At 34.4% G+C, this 26,925-nt stretch carries 24 protein-coding genes; 7 read left to right on the plus strand and 17 right to left on the minus strand.

The window, feature by feature from the left end; translation table 11 throughout:
- Nucleotides 1–71: 71 nt before the first annotated feature.
- Nucleotides 72–1,289 carry a M24 family metallopeptidase gene (locus BLP44_RS15550; RefSeq protein ID WP_091134319.1) on the minus strand — a complete coding sequence of 406 codons (1,218 nt, stop codon included), beginning with the start codon at nucleotides 1,287–1,289 and terminating at the stop codon, nucleotides 72–74.
- Between the two features lie 207 nt (nucleotides 1,290–1,496).
- Here BLP44_RS15550 and BLP44_RS15555 point away from each other — a divergent pair, with 207 nt between their 5' ends.
- From BLP44_RS15555 to BLP44_RS15575, 5 genes are all read left to right on the plus strand, one after another.
- A complete protein-coding gene (locus BLP44_RS15555; RefSeq protein ID WP_091134321.1) occupies nucleotides 1,497–2,777 on the plus strand; it encodes a S28 family serine protease in 1,281 nt (426 codons plus the stop codon).
- A 315-nt stretch (nucleotides 2,778–3,092) separates the two neighbouring features.
- Nucleotides 3,093–3,695, plus strand: a complete 603-nt coding sequence (locus BLP44_RS15560; RefSeq protein ID WP_162927221.1) for a murein L,D-transpeptidase catalytic domain-containing protein — start codon at nucleotides 3,093–3,095, stop codon at nucleotides 3,693–3,695.
- 214 nt (nucleotides 3,696–3,909) lie between these two features.
- Nucleotides 3,910–4,935 carry an NAD(P)-dependent alcohol dehydrogenase gene (locus tag BLP44_RS15565; RefSeq protein WP_091134325.1) on the plus strand — a complete coding sequence of 342 codons (1,026 nt, stop codon included), beginning with the start codon at nucleotides 3,910–3,912 and terminating at the stop codon, nucleotides 4,933–4,935.
- 407 nt (nucleotides 4,936–5,342) lie between these two features.
- Nucleotides 5,343–5,843: an acetolactate synthase small subunit gene (locus BLP44_RS15570; RefSeq protein WP_091134327.1), complete on the plus strand. Its 501-nt coding sequence runs from the start codon at nucleotides 5,343–5,345 to the stop codon at nucleotides 5,841–5,843.
- A 114-nt stretch (nucleotides 5,844–5,957) separates the two neighbouring features.
- Nucleotides 5,958–7,739, plus strand: coding sequence for a mechanosensitive ion channel family protein (locus BLP44_RS15575; RefSeq protein ID WP_091134329.1), 1,782 nt, complete (start codon nucleotides 5,958–5,960; stop codon nucleotides 7,737–7,739).
- 53 nt (nucleotides 7,740–7,792) lie between these two features.
- Here the strand turns inward: BLP44_RS15575 and BLP44_RS15580 are convergent, their stop codons facing one another.
- From BLP44_RS15580 to BLP44_RS15625, 10 genes are all read right to left on the minus strand, one after another.
- On the minus strand, nucleotides 7,793–9,148 hold the full coding sequence (locus BLP44_RS15580; protein ID WP_091134331.1) for a hypothetical protein: 1,356 nt from the start codon (nucleotides 9,146–9,148) through the stop codon (nucleotides 7,793–7,795).
- Nucleotides 9,149–9,228: 80 nt separating this feature from the next.
- Nucleotides 9,229–10,302 carry a response regulator transcription factor gene (locus BLP44_RS23220; RefSeq protein ID WP_317040791.1) on the minus strand — a complete coding sequence of 358 codons (1,074 nt, stop codon included), beginning with the start codon at nucleotides 10,300–10,302 and terminating at the stop codon, nucleotides 9,229–9,231.
- A gap of 100 nt (nucleotides 10,303–10,402) precedes the next feature.
- Nucleotides 10,403–11,188 (minus strand): polysaccharide deacetylase family protein, encoded by a 786-nt coding sequence (locus BLP44_RS15590; protein ID WP_091134332.1) that lies wholly within the window; start codon nucleotides 11,186–11,188, stop codon nucleotides 10,403–10,405.
- Nucleotides 11,189–11,287: 99 nt separating this feature from the next.
- Nucleotides 11,288–11,785, minus strand: a complete 498-nt coding sequence (locus BLP44_RS15595) for a 4'-phosphopantetheinyl transferase family protein (protein ID WP_091134334.1) — start codon at nucleotides 11,783–11,785, stop codon at nucleotides 11,288–11,290.
- Entirely contained in the window at nucleotides 11,782–12,036 is a 255-nt protein-coding gene (locus BLP44_RS15600; protein ID WP_008469108.1) for an acyl carrier protein, read from the minus strand. The genes BLP44_RS15595 and BLP44_RS15600 overlap by 4 nt, the downstream gene beginning before the upstream one ends.
- Before the next feature lies 1 nt (nucleotide 12,037).
- A complete protein-coding gene (locus BLP44_RS15605) occupies nucleotides 12,038–13,306 on the minus strand; it encodes a beta-ketoacyl-[acyl-carrier-protein] synthase family protein (protein WP_091134336.1) in 1,269 nt (422 codons plus the stop codon).
- On the minus strand, nucleotides 13,303–13,740 hold the full coding sequence (locus tag BLP44_RS15610) for a 3-hydroxyacyl-ACP dehydratase FabZ family protein (RefSeq protein ID WP_091134338.1): 438 nt from the start codon (nucleotides 13,738–13,740) through the stop codon (nucleotides 13,303–13,305). The genes BLP44_RS15605 and BLP44_RS15610 overlap by 4 nt, the downstream gene beginning before the upstream one ends.
- A gap of 11 nt (nucleotides 13,741–13,751) precedes the next feature.
- Entirely contained in the window at nucleotides 13,752–14,804 is a 1,053-nt protein-coding gene (locus BLP44_RS15615; protein WP_091134339.1) for a type III polyketide synthase, read from the minus strand.
- Nucleotides 14,801–15,514, minus strand: a complete 714-nt coding sequence (locus BLP44_RS15620; RefSeq protein WP_091134341.1) for a methyltransferase domain-containing protein — start codon at nucleotides 15,512–15,514, stop codon at nucleotides 14,801–14,803. The genes BLP44_RS15615 and BLP44_RS15620 overlap by 4 nt, the downstream gene beginning before the upstream one ends.
- Entirely contained in the window at nucleotides 15,515–16,642 is a 1,128-nt protein-coding gene (locus BLP44_RS15625) for an NAD(P)/FAD-dependent oxidoreductase (RefSeq protein ID WP_091134343.1), read from the minus strand. It abuts the gene before it with no gap.
- Nucleotides 16,643–16,814: 172 nt separating this feature from the next.
- Here BLP44_RS15625 and BLP44_RS15630 point away from each other — a divergent pair, with 172 nt between their 5' ends.
- A complete protein-coding gene (locus BLP44_RS15630) occupies nucleotides 16,815–17,171 on the plus strand; it encodes a prenyltransferase/squalene oxidase repeat-containing protein (protein WP_091134345.1) in 357 nt (118 codons plus the stop codon).
- Between the two features lie 147 nt (nucleotides 17,172–17,318).
- Here the strand turns inward: BLP44_RS15630 and BLP44_RS15635 are convergent, their stop codons facing one another.
- The 6 genes from BLP44_RS15635 to BLP44_RS15660 form a co-directional block, all read right to left on the minus strand.
- Nucleotides 17,319–18,008, minus strand: coding sequence for a CPBP family intramembrane glutamic endopeptidase (locus tag BLP44_RS15635; RefSeq protein ID WP_091134347.1), 690 nt, complete (start codon nucleotides 18,006–18,008; stop codon nucleotides 17,319–17,321).
- Nucleotides 18,009–18,085: 77 nt separating this feature from the next.
- Entirely contained in the window at nucleotides 18,086–18,676 is a 591-nt protein-coding gene (locus BLP44_RS15640; protein WP_091134348.1) for a Crp/Fnr family transcriptional regulator, read from the minus strand.
- 75 nt (nucleotides 18,677–18,751) lie between these two features.
- Entirely contained in the window at nucleotides 18,752–19,273 is a 522-nt protein-coding gene (locus BLP44_RS15645) for a PPC domain-containing DNA-binding protein (RefSeq protein ID WP_091134350.1), read from the minus strand.
- A 7-nt stretch (nucleotides 19,274–19,280) separates the two neighbouring features.
- Nucleotides 19,281–20,792 carry a glycoside hydrolase family protein gene (locus BLP44_RS15650; RefSeq protein ID WP_091134351.1) on the minus strand — a complete coding sequence of 504 codons (1,512 nt, stop codon included), beginning with the start codon at nucleotides 20,790–20,792 and terminating at the stop codon, nucleotides 19,281–19,283.
- A gap of 151 nt (nucleotides 20,793–20,943) precedes the next feature.
- Entirely contained in the window at nucleotides 20,944–23,124 is a 2,181-nt protein-coding gene (locus tag BLP44_RS15655) for an HAD-IIB family hydrolase (RefSeq protein WP_091134354.1), read from the minus strand.
- Between the two features lie 165 nt (nucleotides 23,125–23,289).
- Nucleotides 23,290–24,189: a carbohydrate kinase family protein gene (locus BLP44_RS15660; protein ID WP_066034508.1), complete on the minus strand. Its 900-nt coding sequence runs from the start codon at nucleotides 24,187–24,189 to the stop codon at nucleotides 23,290–23,292.
- Nucleotides 24,190–24,516: 327 nt separating this feature from the next.
- Between BLP44_RS15660 and BLP44_RS15665 the strand changes: the two genes are divergently transcribed.
- Nucleotides 24,517–26,898, plus strand: coding sequence for a TonB-dependent receptor (locus tag BLP44_RS15665; protein ID WP_091134356.1), 2,382 nt, complete (start codon nucleotides 24,517–24,519; stop codon nucleotides 26,896–26,898).
- The last annotated feature ends 27 nt before the right edge of the window (nucleotides 26,899–26,925 follow it).

The following is a 26,925-nucleotide window of genomic DNA, read 5'->3' on the forward strand; positions in this document are numbered from 1 at the left end:
ATAAATAAAAACAATTGAGGCTGTCTCGAAAACTTTTGAGACAGTCTCTTGTTTATTAAACGAGAATTATTTTAAACCTCTAATCCAAACGGATTATCAATACTCTGCATTGGCTCCGTAAACCATTTTGGACCTTCAGCTGTCATGTAAAAATGATCTTCATGACGAATACCAAATTGACCCGGCATACAGATCATAGGTTCATTACTAACCACCATTCCTTCTTTTAAAATGGTTTGATTGCCTCTTACTAAATAAGGATATTCATGAATATCTAAACCTGTACCATGACCTACACGATGTGGCAAACCTGGAATTTCATAATCACCGCTTAAACCCGCTTCTGCTAGGACTTTACGTGCGGCATCATCTACAGATCCGCATGTTGCTCCAATTTGCGCAGCATCGAAGGCTGCTTTTTGAGTTGCTTTTTCAAGATTCCATATTTTTCTGTGTTCCTCACTTGGAGTTCCGTATACATAAGTTCTAGTGATATCAGACAAATAACCTTCCAAACGGCATCCGGTATCAATTAAAACCACATCATTATCAACTAAATTTTGAGGAGCTGTAACTCCATGCGGATATTGCGAATCTTCTCCAAAAAGAACAATACAGAAATAAGAACCCGATGCAATACCAGCTTTAATATGTGCCTTATGTATGAAATCGACAACTGTACTTACTGGAATTCCTGGATGCAAAATGCGAGCCGCTGCTTTTTGAACAGTCAAGGTTATATCTTTTGCTCTCTGAATGATAGCAATTTCATTAACCGATTTATGCATTCTACAACCTGCAGTTATAGGTTGAGCGTTTACAAAACTGAAATTTGTATTTGCTTTTGAGATGGCATCAATTAGAAAAAAAGCAGCCGATTCATCCAGCGCGATATTGCCTTCAATACTATTTTTGTTTTTTAGGATATTTCCAAACAATTCAGAAGGGCTTTCATGTTCTTCCCAGAAATTTAAATTTCCTTCGATTTTCATGAAAGTTTTAAAAGTTCCTTCTTCAAATTTCGGAACAATATATTCAACTGTTTCATCTTCAAAAATTAGAGCGCCAACCATACGCTCAGACGGATTCCATTTTGTTCCTGTAAAATAATACAGATTGGTTCCAGCATTTACATAAAGCGCTTTACAATTGAGTTCTTTCATTAAAGAAACCGCTTTTTTAATACGCTGTTTATACTCAGGTAGTTCGATTGGCACAACACCAAGCGTCATGTTTTGTATTTTTTCTAATTCGATGTCTACAGTTGATCCGCCAACTCCAATTGCCATTTTTTATTTTTTTAAAGTTATTATTTAATGCACCGTAATTCGTTAAACTGATATAAAGTTCAATTTTTCAATAAAAGTAAAGCATTATTTGGATTTTGTTCTATGTTAATGTAAACTAGATAAAATATTACATTTTAAGGGTAATATAGTATCAGTTACTGCTTTGTATTGCACTTACTTTTAAAAACTCAAATAACAAGATTAAAAATGAACCCAAAATCCTTTATTATTACGCTGTTCCTTCTTTGCTTGAACTATTTTGAAGTTTCTGCTCAAGAATCTTCACTAAATCTACAGCAAAAACTAACCGAATTATTTCCAAAAGCCATTATAACGCGAATCGATAACTTAGAAAATTATACCGAATCGTATCAGCTTATTTTAGACGAACCTCTTGATCATAAACACCCAGAAAAAGGCACTTTTCAGCATTATATTTATTTGTCACATTTAGGTTACGACAGACCGACTGTAATTGAGACTCATGGTTATAATACAGAAAATATTAAAAGCGAAGTGAGCAGTTTATTACAGGCCAATCAGGTTGCTGTTGAATATCGTTTTTACGGAAAATCAAGGCCAAATCCGATTCAATGGGAATATTTAACTAATGATCAAGCTATTGAAGATTATCATAACATTGTTACTAAACTAAAAAAAATATACTCGGGAAAATGGATTTCAACTGGAATCAGTAAAGGAGGAGAAACGGCTTTAATTTATAAATCAATCTATCCAAACGATGTTGATGTGGCAATGCCGTATGTTGCACCGCTAATTAATACCTGTGAAGATCCGAGAACTATAGAGCACACAAGAACGGTTGGAACGCCAGAGTGCAGAGCAAAAATAACAGCGTTTCAAAGAGCTGTCTTGCAAAATAGAGAAGCTGTCTTAGACGTTTTTAAAGGCTTTTCAGCTGAGAAAAAGATGCAGTTTACAGAAGTTCCTTTTGCGGAAGCTTTGGAATATGCTGTTTTAGAATTTCCTTTTTCGTTTTGGCAATGGGGAGGAAAATGCGACGAAATTCCGCCAATAAATGCCTCTGCAAAAGAACTTTTCGATTATTTAAATAATATTGTTGGAGTAGGGACTTACAATGATAAAATGTCATTTGTCTATCTGCCGTCTTATTATCAGCATTTAAGCGAATTAGGTTATTATGGTTTTGATCTTGAACCTGTTGCCGATTTGTTAACTATTGTCAAAAGCAGTTCTAATGCACGATTTGCACCAAAAGACGTTACAATAAAATATAATCCAAAGTATATTAAGAAAGTGCGCAAATATGTTGAAAACAAAGGCGATAAAATACTTTACATTTATGGAGGCTATGATACTTGGTTTTCGTGTTCTCCAACTCCGAAGCCTAATGTTGACGCTTTAAAAATGGTGCTTCCAGAAGGAAGTCATTCAACCAGAGTCAAAAATTTTCCTAAAAATGATCAAAAACTGATTATGGATACATTAAAAAAATGGCTGGATTAGAAGGCTCAAAAAAATTACTAATTGCGTTTATGTTTCTAATAATTTCTGTCAAGTGGCTTTCCATAACAGATTTTTTTTAAGGCTTATTCGCAATAAATTTGAAGAAAGAAAGTTACATTGAGATAATATTAACACGTTTTAGCATGAAATGTGGTCTGTTAATCGAATTTTAACATATAATATTGTAGTTTTCAGATATTTATAATATCTTTAACTTATGATATGGGAATTGTATAAGATTTGTGTATAATTTTGCAACAGAAAAAATTATCAATGACCCCAAGTCATAACTATTAACTTAACATTTTGCCTGGTATGAGAGTATTTTTATTGGCACTGCTTTTTTCCTTAAGTTCGTTTACCTCATTAAGTATGTGGGACGAAGATGAAATTTTAGATGAAGTTGAATTTGCGAGACTCAATGAGCACGTAAATGAAATAAAGGCTTTTACAGCATCAAATCACAAGTATAACAATAAAATTGCTTTTCTTGTGGACATGAAAATTAAATCTGGGAGAAATCGCTTTTTTGTTTACGATCTTCAAAATAATCAAATTCTCGATCAAGGTTTAGTGGCACACGGAAAAGGCTCTGAAACTGGAATAAAAGGAGACATCTTACAATTTAGTAATGCTCCAGAATCTAACTGCACTTCACTTGGAAGATACTCTGTAGAAAAACCATATAAAGGTGTGTTCGGAAAAGCTTTCAGATTGGCGGGATTAGACGAAACGAATAATAATGCCATGAAACGTGCCATTGTATTGCATTCTTATAAAGAAGTCCCATCTGATGAAAAAGAGTATTATATCATTAACAGTCACGGTTGTCCAATGGTTAATCAAGAATTTTTAACTAGACTTTCAAAATATATAGAAAGTTCAAATTCTAAAATCTTATTGTCTGTTTATTATTAAATAGAATCAGCAAAATATAAATAAAAAGAGAGCCTAGGCTCTCTTTTTTATATCAACACATTAGATTTTACATTTTTTGCTTACCCCAATTATTACCGCTTACAATATAAAAGCCTGTTATTGGCTATAAATTAGGATAAACTTAACTTGTCTGATAAAACTTATAAAAGATACAAGTTGTAAATTAGTAGAATAGTAATTAAAAGTTTATTTTATGAAAGCAGTACGTTTTTTTGGACACAAAGATGTCCGCGTTGTTAATGATATTGAAAGACCTGTTCCTAAAGGTGATGAAGTTTTGTTAAAGATCGGCGGAGCTGGAGTCTGCCACTCCGATCTGCATATTATAGATGAAGGGACCGTTGTGGGAACCGTTTTTACGTTGGGACATGAAAATGCTGGATGGATCGAAGAAGTTGGGGAGAATGTTGAAGGTTATAAAAAAGGAGATGCAGTTTTAGTTTACGGTCCGTGGGGATGCGGACATTGCAAACCTTGCCAGCAGTCCAAAGAAAATTATTGTGATCATCAATCTGAACAAGCATATGGTGGCGGACTAGGACTGGACGGCGGTATGGCCGACTATATGCTCGTGCCATCTTCTAGACTTTTAGTGCCCATATTTGACTTAGATCCTGTTATTGCAGCGCCGTTAACAGACGCTGCCCTTACACCTTATTCTGCGATAAAACGTTCTCTTCCTAAATTAATGGCTGACGAATATGTGGTAGTAATTGGCGTTGGGGGATTAGGTCATGTTGCTTTACAGATATTACGAGAAATAAGCGGAGCCGAAATTATTGCTTGCGATGTAACAGAAGATAAATTGGCTTTTGCTAAACAATTGGGCGCAGCTTATGTAATTAATTCTAAAGATGCTGATGCGGCAGAACAAATCCAGAAAATCACGGGAATCAAAAAAGCTAAAGTTGTTCTAGACTTCGTAGGAGCAACTTCTACCATAGATTTGGGAACAAAAGTAGTGAGTCTTGACGGAGATCTTACCATTGTTGGTCTTGGCGGAGGACATTATCAATACAGCATGAATGGTTTGCCTTTTGGCGTAAGCATGACTAATCCTTATTGGGGATCAAGGACAGAATTGATGGAAGTGGTGGGTCTGGCAAGACAAAAGAAAATTCATATCGAAATTGAAAAACATAAACTTGATGATGCCAACGAAGTTTACGAACGAATGAGACAAGGTAAAATAAAAGGCAGAGCTGTTTTAATACCTTAAATTTATACAGCAAAAAAATCCGTTCTGAGAAACGGATTTTTGTTTGTTAGAATAATAGTTTGCAGATTAAAAAATATCAATATATTTGCGCAGCAGATCAAAAAAATGAGAAACATCATTAACATCGCGGTTATTATTATCATTATTATCATTCGATAGTGGTGAAGGGATGTTATATAAATAGTAAAAATACAATTTAGAAAAACCTCCCCTTAGCGGGAGGTTTTTTTGTTTACAGCAAGCATGAAAAATTCAATTCAGAATAGCATTATTATTTCAATTATCATTATTCGTATCACATGACGAGTCAGGATTCTATTGTCTATCAAAAAAAGCCTTTCTCAGTCAAAATGTGAAAGGCTTTTTTATTTCTCAGCAGCTCATTCAAACACAAATAAAAATCAACAATGAAAAACGAATTTACTCTAACCATTTATTCAGAAGATCAAATCAGATTAATAAGCAAATTATCTAGCATGTTTTTAAGAAAACAAATTCAGATTTTGAGCCTTAATATGTCTATTTGCGAAATAGAAAATATGTATAGACATACCATCGTAATAAATGAAACATTGGATTTAGTCATCAATTTAACTTCGCAAATAGAGAAAGTCATTGAAGTTTATAAATGTTATTATTCGTTGAATGAAGAGATTGTTTTTAAACAAACCGCATTATTTAAAATTCCTACGGCATTAGTTATGCAAGACCCAGAAACGGAAGTATTATTTAAAGAAAATGACCTTAAAATTTCAGAAATTCAAAAAGAGTATACTGTATTGCAAGCCACAGGAACAGATGACGAAATAGTATATTTGACTGAAAAATTAAAGCCGTTAGGATTAATTGAATTTGTGAAAAGCTCAAGAATTGCTCTTTCAAAATCGGATAAAGGTTTTTGCGTATAAATTAAAGAATAATGAAAGATCAATTGTTGGTGGTTTCTGTTTTTTCTAATGCAAAAGCTTTGTTTTTCTTCAATATTTCTTACTTTTAATAGTCATTACTAAAGCAGATAGAGTATGATTTCAAGTACAAAACGGTTATTGTTTTTTTTCTTATTGATTTTGGTTTTGATAAAGCCCTTCACAGCAGAAGCACAGCTTTTAGGAGGCGCAAAGACTACAACAGAAGAACCAGTTAAGATTCCGGATGATTCACTAGGAAGAAGGACACCCCAAGGAACTGTCAACGGGTTCATTAAAGCGCTTGGCGATCAGAATTATCTGCGTGCCAGTCAATATCTTGTTCTAAGCAAGCGTTCTTATCGTAAAACAGCCGAAAGAATACAGATTGCAAAAACTTTCCAGCAGCTGTTGGATCAAGGAGGTAATTTCTCGCCGTCATCTATTCTCAGCAATAAAGAGTTAGGACGTTTAGACGATAATCTCACAACGGGTATAGATTTGGTTGGAAATATATCCACAGATAAAATAGACATACAGCTTTATTTAGAAAATCAGTCAGATGATAGCGAGCCGGCATTATGGCTTTTTTCTGCAGAAACTGTAGAGGCAATTCGTGGAGCAGATGTGAGCGGTGAAAAAACTTTTTTAGATAGGGTTTTACCCAAATTTTTAAAAGACAGAAAATTAGGAAATGTTCCTATTGGACATTGGGGAGTTGTGGTAGTAATGGCTGTTGTAACATATCTGCTTTCTAGACTGCTCATTTTTGTGCTTATTTTTCTGATTCAAAAAATATGGAAAAAGGCAGATACTGAAAAAGGAATCGCAATTATAGATGCATTTACATTGCCTGTTCAGATGTATTTGACAGTAATTTTATTCGTTGCATTTACCCAGCGAATGGGAATTTCAATAATTGTCCGCCAGCGATTTAGCATTATAATAATTACGATCGGAATTTTAGCTTTTTTAATCTTGCTTTGGAGAATGACCGATTTTGTAAGCATGTATACACGAAGCAGGATGAGCAATCGAGGGCGTGCTTCTGCAGTATCTGCGGTTTTATTTTTAAGCCGTACTATGAAAGCGGCGATTGTAGTAATCGGAATCATTGCCTTATTAGGAATTATCGGAGTTGATGTTACGGCCGGTCTAGCTGCACTAGGAATTGGGGGGATTGCATTGGCTCTGGGAGCACAAAAAACAATAGAAAATTTTGTAGGAAGCGTAAGCCTTATTGCAGACCAGCCATTGCGTGTTGGCGATTACTGCCGAGTTGATGATATAAAAGGAACCGTAGAATCCATAGGCATGCGCTCTACAACATTGCGTACTGCAGCGCGAACTATTGTCACAATTCCAAATGGACAATTATCGGCTAGTAAAATAGAGAATTATGCACATCGCGATCGCTTTATTTTCAATCCGATTTTAGGTTTTAGAATGGAAACAAGTCCAGACCAGATGCGTTATCTGCTGGTGGAAATAAAATCTTTGCTTTATGCACATCCCGCTGTTTTAAATTCTCCTCCAATTGTTCGTTTTACTGGTATCACAGCAGATGCTTTAAAAGTAGAGATTACCGCTTATATTGAAGCTGTAAATTTTGAAACATCGCAAGAAGTCCAAGAAGATCTTTTACTGCGAATGATGGATATTATAGAAAAAAGCGGTACAGCTTTGGCTTATCCATCGCAGACGCTTTATATGACCAGAGATACTCCTGTTTCTGATGAAAAAAGAAATGAGGTTACAGAAACAGTTAAAAAATGGAAAGAAAGTAATGAGTTACAGCTTCCGAAATTTGACCCAAAACGTGTGGAAGAATTAAAGGGAAGTATAAAATATCCTGACAAGGGCAGTTTTAATCCTGATGATGATAATACCTTATTATAAAAGAAACGAGCTTCAAAAATTTGAAGCTCGTTCTATTTTAAGAAAAATATAAATTAGCTTTTAGATTCTTTGACAATTTCCATATTTCCATCATCTTGTTTTACAATTTTCCAGTCTGGATTTAGTTCTATTTCATAAAATTCGCTTATAACTTTTCTTCCTTCAATTTTAGACGGGAGCGGAAAAACAAAATAAGTTTTTCCATCTTTATCATAACTTAAAATGCCAGCTTTTCCCAATTGATTATTACCGTAAACTGTTGCAAAACTTCCAAAGTTATTTCCTGATTTATCACGGCCTTTAATACTCGAATACACAATTCCTTTATCGTTTAAAGTCATCGTTCCATTCATGTTAAAAGTGCGCCCATAATGGTCAATATCAGCAAGTGCAACTTTAAGAGTCGGTTTGTTAATTAGTAAATCAGTATAATACGAAATTAGCTTTTTTTGTTCTTCTTCTCGGGCAATTTCCTGTTTATTTATTTCCGTAAAATTATTTCTTAATTTGGCTAATTCTAATTGCTTTTTATTGATAGTTAATTTTGATTTTAAAAACATAACTTCATAAATATCAGTGAAATTATAAATATTATCTAAACCTTTTCTCCAGGATATGTTTAAGCAATCAAAAAGCAATCCGTAAGCTGGGCCCGTGGCATAAGGAAAAGGTCTGGTATACGTTTTAGCCTCTTCTCGCTGATTAATTTCTTCTAATGCCTTTTCATATTTATTATCATAAGAAGAGAGAACAAAACCAGTATAATTTGCCAAACCTTCCAAAGTTTCAATTTCCAATTCATCATTCAAATATTTTGAATATTGCTGTTGTCTTTCTTTTCTAAAAATTACAGCATCTTTCAAATAATTTTCAACCTCATTCATTTTTCTTTTTTGGATTACCGCTTTCAAAGCATTTTTTAATGCTTGATATTCCAATCGCAATAAAATACGCGCATTGGTTTCGTCGAGATACTCAATTGGATTTCCGTTAAACTTTCGGGATTTCATTTGCAGTAAATGGAATAATTCATGAATAATCGTAGCACTTTTATCGTCCAGATAATTATTGAGAACAGTTGCATATTCTTTCCCTTCATATTTCTGAGTGGTATTAACAAAAACAAGCGAATTAGGTTCCATAGTTTTAGAAAATAAAATACCATTGTCGGTTTTGCTATTAGGTAGCTTTACCAAACTATAAATTGAATGGTCAAAGTCGATTACAATAATGCTGTCGTTCCAGATTCGTTTTCCCCAAAGCTTCCCATTCTCTTTTTCTAAAAGTTCTTTTGCTTCCAAAAGGCAGGATTGAATATTTTGCCTGTTTTTAAGAGCTTTTGCTGATTCTTGGGCGGCAGAAAATTGAAAGATTGCAATGAAGATTAGTAATAAAAGATTTTTTTTCATTTCCGATTGATTTAAGATTTCGGAAACAAAATTAGATTGGACAATTTTGAAAATCAGTTATGCAGAGGTTGAATTTGGGACTAATTCCAAGGATGATTTTTCAGTTTAGAAGCCAATTCATGACGATTTGCAACATCCAATTTAGCATAAAGATTTCGAATATGTGTTTTTACCGTACTCAGTGAAATAAAAAGTTCATCAGCAATTTCTTTGTTTGCTTTATCTTCTAAAATAAGCTTGGCAATTTTCTCTTCCTGATTGGTCAGAGTTAAATTTGAAACCCCAAATTGATTTTGTTTTGGCTGAAGCAATTTTAATCGTTTAAACTGTAAAGCTGAAATAACAGCCAAAACCAATACTAGAAAACCTAAAAAGTAATTCAGCGTTCGCTGAAAGGCATATTTTTGCTGTAGAATGACATTAGAAATTTTTGAAAGTTCGTCTTGATATTGAAGATAGTATGATGCCTCACCATAATAGTTTTTGAGTGAGTTTGAAACACCATCGTAAAACGCATCATCTTTTTCAAAGTCGTTTTTAATGTTATAATCATTTCGTTTAATGTCCGAAAAAGCCAAAAGTTTGAGCAGAGGATGTTTAATGCTTTTCTCGGTATATGATTTTACTTTTTCTGCAAAATCATTTACGGCCTGTTGTTGCGCTTCCTTGTTTTTGATTTGAGCATTATTTTTCTCTAACTGTTCCTCGAAAGATTTTAAATTTCTCCATTTTTTATCGGCCAAATTACTGTTTTGGGATTCGCTAAACCAATTGTTGCCAGATTTTGGAAAATAAATCGTATCTCTGTTTGAAAAAATAAAGTTATGATAATTGCTTTTCTCATTATCGCTTACCAATTGCAGTCCTTTGATCGTATTGATATTGGAATGGATGCGGTACAATTTGTCTTTTTCGGATAAAAGCTGTCCTTTAAATTCAAAATAACCATCTTCATCTGTTTCTGTTGAAAAAAGAATCTGATTTTCGGTAATCATAGTTTCTTCATCATATTTCAGCAGACTCAAATAAACTGTTTTGTTTTTCTGTTCAGCATCAATATATCCCGAAATCTTATATTGTCCATAACAAGTCGGAACCGCAGAAAGAATAAGGATTATCAAAAATAAAACTCTGGATGTTTTTTCTTTTAGCATTTTAGATCAAGTAATAGAAAAGCTTAGGAATGATTAAAAATACAAAAAAAGATTAAAGGTTAAAGGACTGTTTTTTATTTGATAAGCACAAATATTAGCATTAAAGCTGAGGCGGAACCAAATTGTCTAAGTCTGAAAGTTTATAGAATTTAAGATCATTCAATTTCATGTATTTGCAAATGAATTCTAAAGTTTCTATTTTGACCTGATAATTTTCAGTAATTTCTTTTACAGGTTTATGTCCGCATAAAAGCAGAATTTTATTGTTCTTTTTGGCGTAATCTAATAATTCAAGTACATATGGAATGCTGAAATGAATATGGCTGTTGTCAATATCAAAAGCAAATACAATTTCTGAATTATTGAAGTAACTGTCCTGTTTCTCTGGAATTTCACCGCCAAACGCTCTTCCTCTAATAATTTTGAACAGAGGAGATAAAGCCTGATCTAACGAATCTGACCTTTCTCCGTATGGATAAGCAAAAGAAGTGACATCGAAACCTTTCTTTTTCATGGAAATAATCATAGGATCGATTTCTTGTTTCATGTATTCCTTAATGCCAAACTGTTTCGTAAACTTAACAGCATTGTAATGATGATAACCATGACCGGCTATTTCATGGCCATATTTTTGCATTTCTAAAAGCGTTTTAATTTCAGGCGCTCCAATAGAATCTATTCGACAGACGTTAAAAGTAGCCTTCCAGGAATACTTTCGTAAAGCTTGGTCTGCCTCAGACCATTCGTCAACGTAAGCATCATCAAAAGATAAAATTACGCCTGCTTTATATGTTGGTTTTGCTACAGGTTTAGGTTTTTTATTTTCACATGAAAATAAAGATAAGAACAATAAAAATAATACAGTTTTAGTAAAAAGTATTCTCATAGATTTTAAATGCTAGCGAATAAGATTTAGAATATAATTTTAGTCAAAATTAAAGTTTTTTCTTATAATTATTGCTTTTATTCAAAATTAAAAAAGGTTTTATATTCTGATGGTTACCCATTTTTCAAACCTTCCGTGGTGACTGATTGAAATGTCTTGTACCGATTTAGCAGTCTTTAAGTATGGAATGCCATTTTCATCTTTTATCATTTCTTTGCTATCCACTTCAACCACATTATTTATATTCTTCAAATTGTTTACAGCAATTGTGTGAATGCTTTCTAAAGAAAATATACTTTTGGTATAATATCTATTTTCATTACAAATTACTTTACCCAATGCGAGATTACAATTGATAAAATCTAAAGAACAAGAAAGTTTCTTGGGACTGAATTCTCGTATTTTGGTTTCGCGATTATAAATTTTGTACACAGCCTCTTTCATGCTCCATAAAAGCCAAACCATAGTTTCAGGCTTATCATAATCATTTATATACTGCTGTTCTTCGGCTATAAAAAGCTTTTCTATAAAACCTTTTCTTTGCCAATTGCTTTCTATACGCGACTGTGCAAGATCTATAACATCATTGCCAATCATTTTTCGGCTAGTTTGGTTTCAATGATTTCAACAGCAGTTTTTACATCAAGCATGCGTTCCATATCGGCATTATCGATCACGACATCAAAATTTTCTTCAATGTCCAGTACAATATCAACTAGATTGGCTGAATTGATATTCAGATCTTTAATAAAATCCGTTTCTTCAGTCAGATTTTCAAAAGCTTCTTTGTTAGTTGCAAAAGGCTTGATAATTACTTTTAATTCCTTGATAAGTTCTGTTCTGTCCATGTTAGTTTTCAAATTTTTTAAATAATATACATGCATTTACATCGCCAAAACCAAAACTGGCTTTTGCAATTATTTTGGGGTTGATTTTAATAGTTTCTAAAAGAACTTTTGATGGGTCGATAAGCGTTGCAATTTCTGGATGAAGGTCGGAACAATTTTTATTTCCAAATAAAAATCCTTCATGAAGTTGTAATACAGTGGCAATGCTTTCAATACTTCCAGAAGCACTTAAGCAATGGCCTGTTAAGCTTTTTAGAGAATTAATGTACGGAAAATCAGCGCCATTTCTCCCTAATGCTTTTGTCCAGTTTTCAATTTCAAGACTGTCTTTTGTTGTGGCTGTCAAATGCCCGTTTATAGCATCAATTTCATTTGGATGGATTCCTGCGTTTTCAATAGCGGTTTTAATGCATCTTTGCACCGCCGTGCTGTTTGGAGCCGTCATAGTTCCGCCGTCTCTTTGTCCGCCCGAATTGACGTTTCCGCCCAAAATTTCGGCATATATTGTTGCTCCACGTTCTAAAGCAGTTTCCAAATCTTCAATAACAAAAGCTCCAGCACCGCTTCCAGGAACAAATCCTGCTGCCGTAGCGCTCATGGGCCTTGAACCTTCTTCGGGTTTATCATTAAATTTGGATGAGCAAACACGAAGCGCATCAAAACCTCCCCAAATATAAGGCCCACTATCAGATGTGCTTCCAGCCAAAATTCGTTTTGCCTGCCCAGATTGTATTCGATCATAAGCCATCAAAATAGCTTCAGCACCAGTCGTACAAGCCGAAGAATTGGTTGTAACTTGATTCCCTAATCCGATTTTGCCGCCAAGATAGGCACTTACACCGCTGTTCATAGTTTGTGCAACAACAGTGCTTCCCAATCTCCGTACTTGCAGTTCATCAATTTTATAAATGCTTTCGCGGAATTTATCTATTCCTGATGTTCCTGAGCCAAAAATAGCTCCGCTGTCCCAATCAGGATTTTCGTTTAATGGCAATCCTGCATTATACCAAGCTTCTAAACCTGCAATAACACCATACAAAATGCCAGTGCTGTTAAATCCGCGAAGTTCAAGTTCTGTAAAATATTGTGATTTTAATTCCTCAGATATTTGTGGCTGACCCGCAATCTGACAAGAAAATTGCAGTTCTTCAAGCTGTGCATCATGCCTGATGCCCGAAATTCCGTTTTGCAGTGCGTGAGTAAATGCGGGAACCCCAACACCATTTGGTGCAGCAACTCCGAGACCTGTTATTACCACTCTCTTTTTCATAGTTTCTTTGTTATCATTCCGGCCAAAACACCTCTGCAGACTTCTTGTCCAGCTTCATTTTTCATTACCGCATTGCATTTTAATTTTCCAAAACGGAAGAACAATTTCTCAGAAGTTACCGTTACTTTTTCATTAGGATAAACGGGTTTTAAAAATTCCATATCGGCAGAAGTAAAAGCGATTACGGTGTTTTCTCCCAAATCATTTCCTAAGAGAAATATTCCCAAGCAAACCATTCCGATCTGAGCCATAGTTTCAGTTAAAATAACTCCCGGAGTTACAGGATTATCTTTAAAATGCCCTTTGTAAAAGTCCAGATTCTCTCGAAATGTATAAGTTCCTGTCACACCATTTTCGTCAGCATGAAGCAATTCATCCACAAACAAAAAAGGTTTGCTGTACGGAAGCTGTGCGATAATATCATCTAATTTCATAAACTTTCAAATTACCATTGCAATAAAACTCTTTGTGCCGAAAATCCTGGGCCAAAACTTAGCATTAAGCCTTTTTCTCCTTTTTTTGGATTTCGATTCATAATATTTTCCAGAACGTACAAAACGGTAGCGCTCGACATATTGCCATAATTTCTCAGGATTTCTTTTGTATCATCAATATTTTTCTCCAATCCAGCAAAAAGCGATTCGACGGTGGTGACGATTTTTTTCCCGCCTGGGTGAAAAATCATGTGGTCAATATCTTTTATTTCTAAATTATTTTGTTTTAAGAAAGGATGAATAATATCTCCAAAATGAGAAGCAATTGTGTCTGGAACTTCTATATCCAGAACCATTTGCAATCCGCTGTTCGTTAGTTTGAAGCCCATCATGTGTTCGGCATCATAAAAATGATACATCTGTTCGTCGAGAATTTCGGGGCCAAAATCGTCTTCTTTTGATGATAATAAACAGCAGGCGGCACCATCTCCAAAAATGGCAGCGCTTACAATATTTGGCATCGAGAAATCATCGAGCTGAAAAGTGGCTGTTGGTGATTCTACAGCAATTACAGCAGCACGTTTGCCCGGATTTGATTTCAGGAAATTCTTCGCATAAATAATTCCCGATATTCCAGCTGCACAGCCCATTTCGGTTACAGGAAGACGAACAATATCTTGTCGTAATTTCATTTTATTAATCAGATAAGCGTCAAGCGAAGGAATCATAATTCCGGTACAGCTTACCGTAATAATGTAATCTAAACTTTTCGGATCCCAGCCTGTTTTTTCTAATGCTTTTTCTAGAACCTGATGTCCTAAAATGATCATTTCACGGCTATAAATATCATTTTTTTCTTCGAATGAAGTGGCAGTAAAAACCTCCGAAGGCTCCATGATAGAATAGCGTTTATCTACAGAAGCACCTTCAAATATCTTTTTTACTTTTTTGATGAAACGTTCTTCCTGACCTTCAAGCCACACATCGACAAGCGGAAGAATTTCTTCTGTTGTTCTCGAATATTGTGGAAGCTGTTTAACTGCTGTGATTATTTTGACACTCATATTTTTGTAATTATCCACTGGTAGCGAAAAGCCCATTTCCAGTTTATGGAATAGTTTTTTAAATTTAATTTTTTGGATAAATGTTCTAATTCTTTCTTTTTAAATCCTTTCAGAATTGAAATTAGTCCATCATTACGAGACATGTCATTGAGATTGAAAACAAAACCAATCAATTCAAATAATCGGTAAGCCAGTTTACTTCTGTGCAGATCATTTACTACAATGCCGATTGAAGCATTTTTGTTTAAAACATCCATTACTTCTTCAATCTGATTTGTTGAAAAATGGTGTAGAGTAAGCGTACACAAAACAATGTCATATTTTAAAAGGCCAAATTCTTCGCTAAAAATATCCATACAGAGATATTCAATGTTTGGAAAATCTTTAGACAATGTTTCGGCGTAACTAATGGTAAAAGCATTGGCATCGATACCAATTAACTTAAAGCTGAGATTACGCTTTTTTCCATGTTTCGCGATCATTCTCAACATATCGCCATTTCCGCATCCTATATCTGCGATTACTATCGGTTTTGAAATATCAGTCTTTTTTAAAAGTTTTTTTATGCCGTGAAGCGTTAATTTATTGCCTCCAAGTAATTGATTGATAGAAGCAATCTGATCTAAAGCGCCGATCAATTCTTCGCCTTCAAGCGAAAAATCGTCCATGATTTCAATTTCTTCGGTTCTATATTTGGTGTTTACACTCATTTATTCAATTGTTATGGGGCGGCCGTGTGTTTGTTTTATAATGACTGAAAGTAACGACGGAATCGACGCTGCAATGGTTGTCATTACATGCGTGAAATTTTTGTGTTTCAATGCTTTGGCTAATAGACGCCCAAAAAATAATCTTTTACTGAAATGCTTTTTCCATTCTTGAATATACTTTTTTTCCAATTCGCTTCTTGATTCTATTTTTCCATAATAAAAATCCAATACCAATTCAGAGGCTATTTTTGCGCTGTGAATCGCCATTGCCATACCGTTGCCGCACATGGGGTGAATTAATCCTGCGGTATCGCCAATCATTAGAATATGGTTTTCTACAGGTTCTTTTCTGTCAAATGAAATTTGGCTTATGGTTAATGGTTTTTCAAATAGGGAAGTGCTATTTTCAAAAACAGCTTTGAGTTTGTTATTTTTATAAAGTACAGATTTTTGGTACTCTTCAATGTTTTTATACTTTTTAAAAGTTTCAAAATCGGCTAGATAGCAAATGTTTACTATGCCGTTTTCAACTTTTGAAACACCGCAATAACCGCCTTGAAAATTGTATAAAGCGACAAGTTTTTCATCAAAATTTCCAGAATAATGCCCTTTTACAGCCAGCCACGGCGATTTTTTAGAAATAAAATCTCTTGACAAAACCTGATCTATATTGGATCTTTTGCCATAAGCGCCCAGAACTATTTTTGCAGAAAGCATTTCTTCTGAAGTGGTAATGGTAAAAATGTCGTTTTCAAAAGAAATATCCGTAACTGTTTCTGTCACTATAGTACAGCCATTTTCTACAGCTTTTTGAAATAGAAAATGATCCAACTCATAACGGCTAACTCCAAAACCGCCCAAAGGGAGTCTGGTTTTTGCAGTTTTACCATTTTGTGCCGTAAATTCGAATTTTGAAATACTGGCGGGATGCAATTTTGAAACATCAATATCAAGCCATAATAAATAGGGGAGAATTTCATTTGAAATATATTCTCCGCAAACTTTATGTTTTGGATAGGTGTTTTTTTCGATAAGAACAACCTTCAATCCTTTTTTGGACAAGTGTAAAGCGCCTGCAAGACCAGCAAGACCGCCACCAATAATAAGTACATCGGGATTTGTTCTCATACTACCAATTTAGTTATAAAATCTTAAACGGACTTTACTTAATTCGATAAGAAATTAACAAAATTTCAACCTTTATCTTAAAAAGTTGAAACAACTTTTGGCTGGAAAAAACGTGATAAAGTTGATTTAAAAGATAATTTTTACTTTTGCCAAAAAATAGCAGATTTCATAAATGACAATACAAGATTTAGTAGGCACTTTTTCGGTTTCGGGAAGCAATCAGGACGAAAGCAATGAGATAACATACAAAGGTGTTTTGGCTTTAACTTTAGACAAAAACAATAGAATTAAAGCAAATTGGGTTATCAATTCGCGTCAGCAAAAAGGTACAGGTTTCTTTAAAGACAATATTTTAGTAATTAATTTCAATTATAAAGGCGACGACAATAAAATTTATAAAGGTGTTGTAGTTTACAGGTGTATCACTAAAGATGTTTTAGACGGTTTTTGGTCAGAGAAACATGGAAACCCGCTTTATTTAGGAAGTGAGCACTGCTTAAGAATGGAAACAACAGAAAGGCTTAATTAAAAAAAAATAACGCAAATCTTAAAGTTTGCGCTGTTTTTTTTGCCACAGATTAAGGGATTTTCACTGATTTAAAATCTGCTAAATCTGCGTGAAAAAATTATTCTTTTAGTTTCTGCAGAAACTATCTCATTTGCCTGCAGAATTAAGTTAAGCTGGATTTACAGCGGTTTTGTATTTTCTGTTGTAAAGAATAATAAAACCAATCCAGATTACTAATAAAATTGCGATTAGCGTAAGTTCTGTTTCATGCAAACCATTGCGAAAGAAATTGTTTAGCGAATGCACTCCTGCCACAGCCAGCAATGATCCTGTAGAAGAATATACTTTTCCGATTCCCCAAGTTCCAAAGAAAATGATTCCAAGAAAAATCATGTTACTTGGAGTGGTTTCCAGATTTAAGTGCCATGCAAACCAGAGAATAGCAATAATGGCTATAGAAGTAAATTTAGGAAGTGATTTTAATTGTTCCTGTAAAAATCCTCGCCATCCGATTTCTTCCAAAAGCCCGTAAGCTAGAACGGTAAACATTAATAAAATTGGGGATTTTCCAATGGTAACATAATAAACTCCTGCAATTAAAACAGCAGGGAGTAGCCAATATATGGCAAAAGGAACAATGGCATTTTTGTATATTCCTTTTAAAGACATTGGATTGTGAAGTGAGAATATTTTGATTGCAGCCAAAGCTCCTAAAGCAGGACCAACACCGCGAAGCAAAATCACTAAATACGGATTTTCTATTCCAGATAATAAATTGGTTTTTACGGCAGCATATCTGCAAGCAACAGCAATTACGTAATATACTATGATAGCTCCAAAGTTGATTTTATTTTTCATCGTTTACTATTTTGTTTGGTTTAGTAAGGCAAACTTAGCGAGGCAAAATGAAAATAAAATTGACTTTGGGTAAGAAATCATTTTTCCATAACTCTTTTTCGAATTCGGCTCAGACTTTCTGCTGTTAATCCCAGATAAGAGGCAATGATTTTTAAAGGCGTTCTCTGAAAAATTTCTGGACGGCCTTCTATAAGTTTCAAATATCGTTCTTGAGGAGAAAGCGTTAAAAGATTAATCTGTTCCTGTTGTTTACGAACATAAAGCATTTCAGAAATGGCTTTTCCGATTCTCAAACCTGTTTCAGATCTCTGGTATAATTCATTCAAATTTTGATGAGAAATAGACCAAAGCGTTATATCTTCTAAAGCTTCAGTTTTAATAACCGATGGTTGCTGATTTAAGAATGACATATAATCGCTTATAAAACTATTTTCATACAATAGATTAATGCAAATGTCTCTTTTGCCGTCCCAAACAAACAAACCCGCTGATCCTTTAATGATGATATTAAGGTATTTTTCGACTCCATGATAATCTTTTATGATTTCTGATTTATCAAATTCACGGACTTTAATTTTTTCCGAAAATCCTTTCCAGATATTCATATCGGCAGAAAAATAATTTTCGAAAACTCTGCTTACCTCTTCAGGAGACGGACTTTGTGACATTTTAGTAAATTATGAGTTTGGAACGCCAATATAGGTTTAATCTTTCAAAATAAAAACAGCTGTTTTAACCAAAATCTACTTCAAACAAGGCAATTGTAAAACATTCGAATTGAGAGGCTGCTCTATTTTTCTCTCGAGTTTTTCGCTATTTAAAGTAATGTAAATTTCCATAGAACCCGTTCCGACTTTTAAGCCCAAAATATGACCTCCATAAGCATCAAATTTTTCGTCGGTTGCAACGCCGTGCATGTGTATAGAAGGTTTGTTGCCACTCCAGGCAATAGATCCTGTAATGCTTCCCATCTCGACTTTATTGAAAGTTTTGGGATGAAATTTCTTTTCGTTAAAATCATAAAATCCAAAAGTGGCATCTTGCGCAAAACCAATTCCGGTAAAATTGGCTGATGGTATTTTCTGTTCTTTTGCTAATTTTTCAATTAATTCTAAAACATTATCGCCCTCGCGAAGAACCATTAGAAAGCCATAACTGGTTTTGGTATAACGGCATTTTTCAGCATCTTTTTGTTGTGCATTAGCGGCATTAAAAATTAGTAAAAGCACTAACGCAATTTGGATTTTAAAGGTTTGGATATTCATAATTATTTTAAATTAAAGAGTTAGGCTGTAGTTCATTATCATATTTTTCAGGATCAGAAGCTGCATACTCATTTTCAGGTTCTGGAATAACGTGAATTTTAGAATCACTTATCGAAATTACTGCCGAGCAGACGTAGATTCCCACTTTTCCTTCGCTGTATTTAAAATCTAATAAAGTGAGTTTTACAATGTCATTAATCGACAGCTCGTAATAGTTTCCATAACGGATAATCTTAAAAGAGATCTGTTTTTCTTCGCTTATCTCAAACTGATTCGTTTGAATGTTTTCAAAAATAAAATTATTCTTAACGTCTTTTTCATTAAATCCCCATGCTCTAAACTGCACAAAACCGTTCATAAAATCAATCGAAATATAATATCCCGTTCCTTCTTTGTCGCATTCAATCACAAAGCCTGTTTTTCCCATTCCTTCTACAGACAATGTACCTTCCCAGACAAAATTGCTTGATGGTTTTTCGAAGCCATATATTTCATAACCGCTTCGGCATCCAAAACGCCATTTGCTTTCATTTTCTAAAACAAAATCGGCTGTTGGATTTCCTAAAATAGGCATAGGCTGCGGTAAGTCTTTTTGAAGTATGGTTTTCTGATAGAGTTTCTGCCAATAATAATAAGTTTTTAGTAGAAGTCGTCCGCTCTTGTCAACATCGAGTTCTTTAGGAGGTGGCATTACACGATGCGTATTGACATTTCCGTCTGCGAAATAGAAATTATAAACCAGAAAATGCTTGCCTTCTTTAACAACTCTTGCCGCATAATTTCCTTGAGGCATTAAAACGTTGTTATGAAAAGCAGAATATTCGCCTCTAAATTCAGGTGCCGACCAATAGCGAACTTTTATGTCTTCTCTAATTGATCCTAAAAGATAATGCGTTCCTTTAATTTCAAAAACGCAAGGGCATTCGACATCATCGTATACATATGGAATATGGAGTGGTTTCTGTAGCACAAAACCTTCTTTCTCTCTTTTGGCAACACCAATACAGCCTCTGCGGTATGTTGGTCCAGAGGCGCTTCGGGCGCAGATTAGCAAATAATCGTCACCTTTGTACTGGTATTTAAATGGATCGCGAAAACTAATCCATTGTCGCGGATTGTTGATTGGACCTTCATAATGTGGAGCTTCACTTTTAAAAGGAAGTCCGTATAGATTCTCTTTTTTCCAAGTAATTAAATCGGTAGAGATAGCTCTTCCTACTTTTTGCTCAATTCCTTTGTCCTGACGTTTTAAGCCAGTGTAATACATTTCATAACCCTCGCCATCCAATTTTTTGCTGACATGCATTGTCCATAACATATCATCGTCCCATTCTCCTGGATCGCCAACAAATAAGGCGTTTTTTACTCGTTTCCACGAAAGACCGTCTTTTGAAACTGCATGTGCAATATAATCGTGATTTGGAATAATTAAATGAAATAAATGATGAACTCCTTTTTCATCTATAAATACATCAACATCTCCAATTTCCCAATTGCTAAATCCTGAACCTGAATACATTTTATTACTTATTTAATGATTGTATTTTTTTTAGCCACTAATTTCGAATTTTAAATCTCATGAACTTTGTCAAAGTTTTAAACTTTGACAAAGTTGTCGCTGAACTATTTTTAAATTCGCGCTAATTCGTGTAATTTGTGGCTTATTCTTTTTATTTAATGATTTTATAATATTTTAAGCCTTCTAAAATCCCTTCCGAAGCCGAAGTTTTGGCTACGTAAATGCTTTTTGTGGTTTCGTAAGCCATGAGTTCTGCGCTTCGGTTTCCAACAATGATTCCTTTTACGGGGCCTCTAAACATGTCGACATCGTTTCCAGAATCTCCTGCAGCAATTACATTTCCTAGCGGAATAGACCACTTTCGGCATAAAAACTTTATCGCATTTCCTTTGGAAGCTCTTTTCGGAATAAAATCTAAAAACTGACCGTGACTCGGAATAATATTGACTTTGTACCATCCTGTTCCTAAAACAGTGATTAACTCGTCATGATTGTATTGTTCTTTATCATAATAATATGAGATTTTATACGGATTTTGGGCTTCTTCTTCCTGCAGTTTGATCCATTTGATGGCTTTGAGTTTATTTAAAATTTCTTCTCTTTTCCACCTTCCAGCTAGGAATTTTGCCCACCCTTTATCCAAAATATAATCTTTTCCGTTGGTGTAATAGATTTCGGTTCCGACAGAACAGATTATGAAGTCGGGGAGAGGAAATTCCTCTTCGTCAATTACTTTTTTTACTAAAGCCAAGTTTCGTCCAGAAGCCATTGCAAAAGCCATTTTATCGGTACGATTCATCAAATGTGTTTTGAGTTCTTTCAAACCTGGATTGGCCAATTTCGGTTCAATCAATGTTCCGTCAATGTCAGAAACCAACAAATGGTCGATTTTTCTTTTTAATCGGCTAATGTTGATGTTAGGATAATGCTGCTTTTTGATTCCAGCTCCGGATGAAAGAGAAAGGTTTTCTTTAACCAATTCAACATAATGATTAACATGGCTAATCCAACTGTAATATTTCTGAATATTGATGGCTCCATTATTCGAATAATATTTCCACTGATTTTCATCGGTTAAAATATTTAAAAGGGCTTTTTTAATCTGGCTTTCTTCCTGAGGATTGACTAATTCTCCATTTTGGCAAACTGGAATAATTTCTGAAGGTCCGCCGTTTTTGGTCACCACAACAGGAAGTCCAGAACTAGCGGACTCTATAACGGTTAAGCCAAAATTTTCATGCAAAGCTAAATTGACAAAAACACCTCTTTTTTCGGCAGCATAGCGATAGATAATCGAAACTTCATTTTCAACGTCATGTTTTTTCGGAATAGCCATTTTTCCGTACAAATCGTATTTATCCATTAAAAGAAGCAAATCGGTCAGAACATTTTTTTCAGATTCAGGCATTTTGGCTATATCTTTTCGTATACCAGCAAAAATGACAAGATTAGCAATGCTTTGTAGCTCTTTATCTTTTCCGTAAACTTCAATTAAAGTGTTCAAGTTTTTATGGCGGTCAGGCCTCGAAAGTGCCAGAATAATAGGCTTGTGTGGATTGGTAAGAAATTTAGAAATGGATTCGGCAACCCAGTATTTTCGCTGTGCTTCTTCCATATGTTTATCAGAATCGTTTTCCTGATAATAATAAGGAACAAATTTTCGGGTATCGATTCCTGGAGAAATAGCGTGGTATTTTCCTAGTTCAAAATTTTTGTAGGCTTTGTAGGTTTCAATTTCCTGTTCGGTAGAAGTAACGATGAATTCTGCAAGTTCTAAGGTTCTCTCTTCAGCCGCAATTCTGGCTTTAAACTTAAATTTTTTCTCTAGCTCTTCTTCTGTTTCACCACTTTCAACTAGTTTTTTCTTTTTGTAGAATCCTAAAGAATGTCCCGTATGGGCAAAAGGAATATTTAAAACGGCTGATAATTCGGCTGCCGCATAACCGGCATCTGCATAATGCGAGTGAATCCAATCTGGGAAAATATTGTGCTGTTTGATATGCTGCATCGCGCCATTTACAAAAAGATCAAGACCCTCCCAAAGCTGTTCTTTGGGTTTGTACTTCTTTCCTAAAAACGGAATTCTTCTAATGTCTAATTTATCATTGATAATTTCGACAGGCACTGCGTATTCAGGCGAAAGGGCAGGATCATCTATTAATCTGGTAAAAAGATGAACGTGTTCTACATCTTCATGCAGCGATAAAAATTCGGCTAATTCGTATATGTATTTGGTCTGGCCTCCGTTGTCTGCATCTCGCCCAATCTCTAGACCAGAACCTTTCAAGAGTCCGTGAATATTGATAAGTGAAATTCGTAATTTTTTCATCATTCTTCCTTAAATTATTTGAAAACACAATTTACTGCGCCCATATTGATTAGGAAGAAATAATTCCATTTTAAATTTACATAGTTCCCATGTTTGATGATTGAAGGTAATGTTTTAACTATAAAAAAAGCCTGATGTTTATAATATACCAGGCTTTGCAATTTTCTTTTAATTTTTATTAATTAAATTTTCAATATCAAATATTGAAATTTTAGGATTTCCGCCAGCCGATCCAGCGACTAAGGCACCAGTTGCACAGGCAAAATTTAGAGCAGCTTGTGGTTCTTTTCCGTTTAAAAGTGAAGTGACTAAAGCACCTAAGAAAGAATCTCCTGCACCGACAGTATCCTCAACTTTTACGGTATAACCCTCATTTTCGTAAAGATGTTTATCCCACAATAATAAAGCGCCATCTTTCCCTCTTGTCACGCAAATCGCAGTAGCATTGCTCAAAGAACAAATGAAGTTCATGTTCTCTTCTAAAGTTTTATAAGGAGAATTAAAAGCGGCACTAATTTCCATAATTTCTTCATCATTAAATTTGATGAAATTGGCAGACTGCATTAGATGTTGCAAAGTTTCGTAATCATAATGTGGTTTTCGAAGATTAACATCAAAAACTTTGTAAGTGTGGGTGTGAAGCAACTCGTCTAAAGCTTCTCGAGAAACTTGATCTCTGCAGACCAAACTTCCGTAAATTAAAACATCTGAGTTTACTACTAATTCTCTCGCTTCTTCATTTAGAACAATTTTGTCCCAAGCAGAAGGATAAATAATTTCATAAGTAGCCGATTTACTTTCGTCTAATGTTACGTTCACCAATCCTGTTGGGAAATCGTCAGATTTGAGAATAGTGCTGGTATCCAAGCCTAGTTTGTTGACTTCGTTTATAATTGCTTCTCCATCTACATCATTTCCTACACAGCTAATCATATTTGATTCAACGCCAAGAGCTTTCATGCGAAGCGCCACATTTAAAGGTGCTCCTCCAATTTTTTTTTCATTGCCAAAAATATCCCAAAGTACTTCTCCGAAAGCGACAGCTTTTAGTTTTTTGTCGTTGCTCATTTTAATTTTTTCTTGTTTTTAAAAACTTTACATCAAATGATTAGGGTTTCATCAGATTTCATAAAAATAAAAAAGAATAACGGCTTATGCAACCTCTTTTTTGGATGAAACGTATTGATTAACTTTTAAATAACTGAAAATTAAAGCATAAAATAAGTAAGGAAATTGATTTTGAGTTATATCGCATTAATAGAAATCAGATTCTGTTCAGCCTTTATTTTGGTGTTTTTAATTTTTTTTTAAGAAAGTTTTAATCTTTAGCCAAGAAGTCAGTTCTCGTTTATATATTTGTAACCAGTCTAAATAAGAATAAATTACGGATTTTATATGAAAACATTTTTCAAAACACTTAAAGACAATATTTTATGTCAAGTGTTTGTGGTTTTTTTGATCATTTTTATAGGATCAGAAAAGGCTTTTTCTCAATCAACTGTTGGTACAATTTCGGGTAAGGCTGTCGTTAAAGACGGAAATTATTTACAAGGTGCAACTGTTAAAATTTCAGAATTAAATAAAACCACTACAACTGATTCTGATGGGATTTATCAATTTAAAAATATTCCTTTCGGAACATATTTGGTTGAAATAAAATTAAATGGTTATGAATCTTCTCCAGCTTCGGTTATTGTTGATCAAAACAATACAGAAGTTACGCTAGATTTTGAACTGACTTATACTTCTCAAAAATTAGAAGAAGTAATTGTAAGTTCTGGAGGAAACCGATTTGCGAGAAAAGAAAGTGAAGAGGTTTCTAAAATGAAACTGAAGAACATGGAAAACCCGCAGGTTTATACTATTGTGAGCAAGGAATTGATGAAAGAGCAGGTTATAACGGATTATAATAGTGCTTTTAAAAATGTTCCGGGTGCAGGTATTGCCGAAGTGAGAAATCAGGGAAGAACGACTAATATTTCTAGAGGTTTTGCGACACCGCAATTGGTAAGAAACGGTGTTGGAAGTTTTACTTTTAACTCGATTGATCCGTCAAATTTAGAGCGTATAGAAGTAATAAAAGGCCCATCGGCTACTTTATTTGGAAGTACTATTTCTTCTTTTGGGGGATTGTTTAACAGAGTAACCAAAAAGCCTTTTAATTTTTTTAAAGGGGAAGTTTCTTTTTCGGCAGGTGATTGGGATTTGAATCGTCTAACAGCAGATATCAACACACCTTTAAATGAAGAGAAAACGGCTCTTTTCAGAATCAATACAGCTTTACATAGTGAAAGAAGTTTTCAGGATGCAGGTTTTAATAAAAGCTTTTTTATTGCACCAAGTTTTTCTTATGAGGTAAACGATAGATTGACTTTATTAATTGATGCCGAATTTAGTGCTTCAAAAGCAACATCGCCAACTCGATTGACGCCTTATACAAAAGCAGATGCCACGGCTCATAGTGTAGAAGAATTGGGAATTCCGTACAAACTTTCATTTGCTAATAATACGGTAAATTATATGGGGCAGCAATACAATATTTTTGCGCAGTTGAAATATAAAATTTCAGATGAATGGACTTCACAAACTATTGTTTCGCGTACAAGGTCTTCATCTGAAGGTTATGTTGTAGCACTGACTATGTTGAGCAATGAAACTTTGAGACAGCAAGTTACCAATCAGGACTATCCTTATTATGGAACTGATATTCAGCAGAATTTTAACGGAGATTTTAAAATTGGAAAACTGCGTAATAGAGTAGTGGCTGGATTAGATTTTTACAGTCTTCGCGCCACACGTAATGATGCAACAGTAAATATGCCAGCACTTAATTTTAGAAAACCTGGCGATGCTTACAATAATTTTACTATAAATAAAATTGAGCCTTTATTTGCAAATGCAACCTATACTAATATGGTATCGAATAACGAAAGAACATATAGCGCTTATGTTTCTGATGTATTGAATGTTACTGATAGATTATTGGTTATGGGTGGTGTTAGAGCTGATCGTTATATCAATAAAGGTGTGTATTATCCAAGTCGCGATTCTATTGCTGGAAATTACAATCAGACAGCATTTTCTCCTAGATTTGGAGCAGTTTATCAAGTGATAAAAGAGAAGGTTTCTGTTTTTGGAAATTACATGAACGGTTTCAACAATGTTGGCGGATCTGATTTTTATGGAAATACTTTCAAGCCAAATCAGGCCAATCAGTTGGAAGGTGGAATTAAACTTGACTTTAATAAAATCAGTGCGACGTTTAGTTATTATGACATAAAAGTGACGAATATTACTCGCGATGATCCAGACCATGTAAACTTTCAGATTCAGGACGGAACTCAATTGAGTAAAGGTTTTGAAGCTGAGTTGATTGCCAATCCGATTAAAGGTTTAAACATCGTGGCAGGTTATACGTATAATGACAGTAAATACACAAAAGCCAATCCAAGTATAAATGGTTTACGACCAACAACAGCTGGTTCTCCAACAACTGCCAATCTTTGGGCAAGTTATAGATTGACAGAAGGAGCAGCTTCTGGACTTGGATTTGGTGTTGGAGGAATTTACGGAAGTGAGTATTATCAAACTAACACTTCAACATTTAAATTTACGATTCCTTCTTACACCGTTTTAGATGCTTCTGTATTTTATGACAGACCAAAATTTAGATTAGGGTTAAAAGTAGACAATCTTACCAACGAAAAATATTGGTCATATCGTTTAGCGGCTCAAAACCCAACGAGAATTACGGGAAATATTACATTTAAATTCTAAGAATACAATTCGTCATTTAAAATGATA

Source organism: Flavobacterium anhuiense (assembly GCF_900101855.1).
Lineage (GTDB): Bacteria > Bacteroidota > Bacteroidia > Flavobacteriales > Flavobacteriaceae > Flavobacterium > Flavobacterium anhuiense.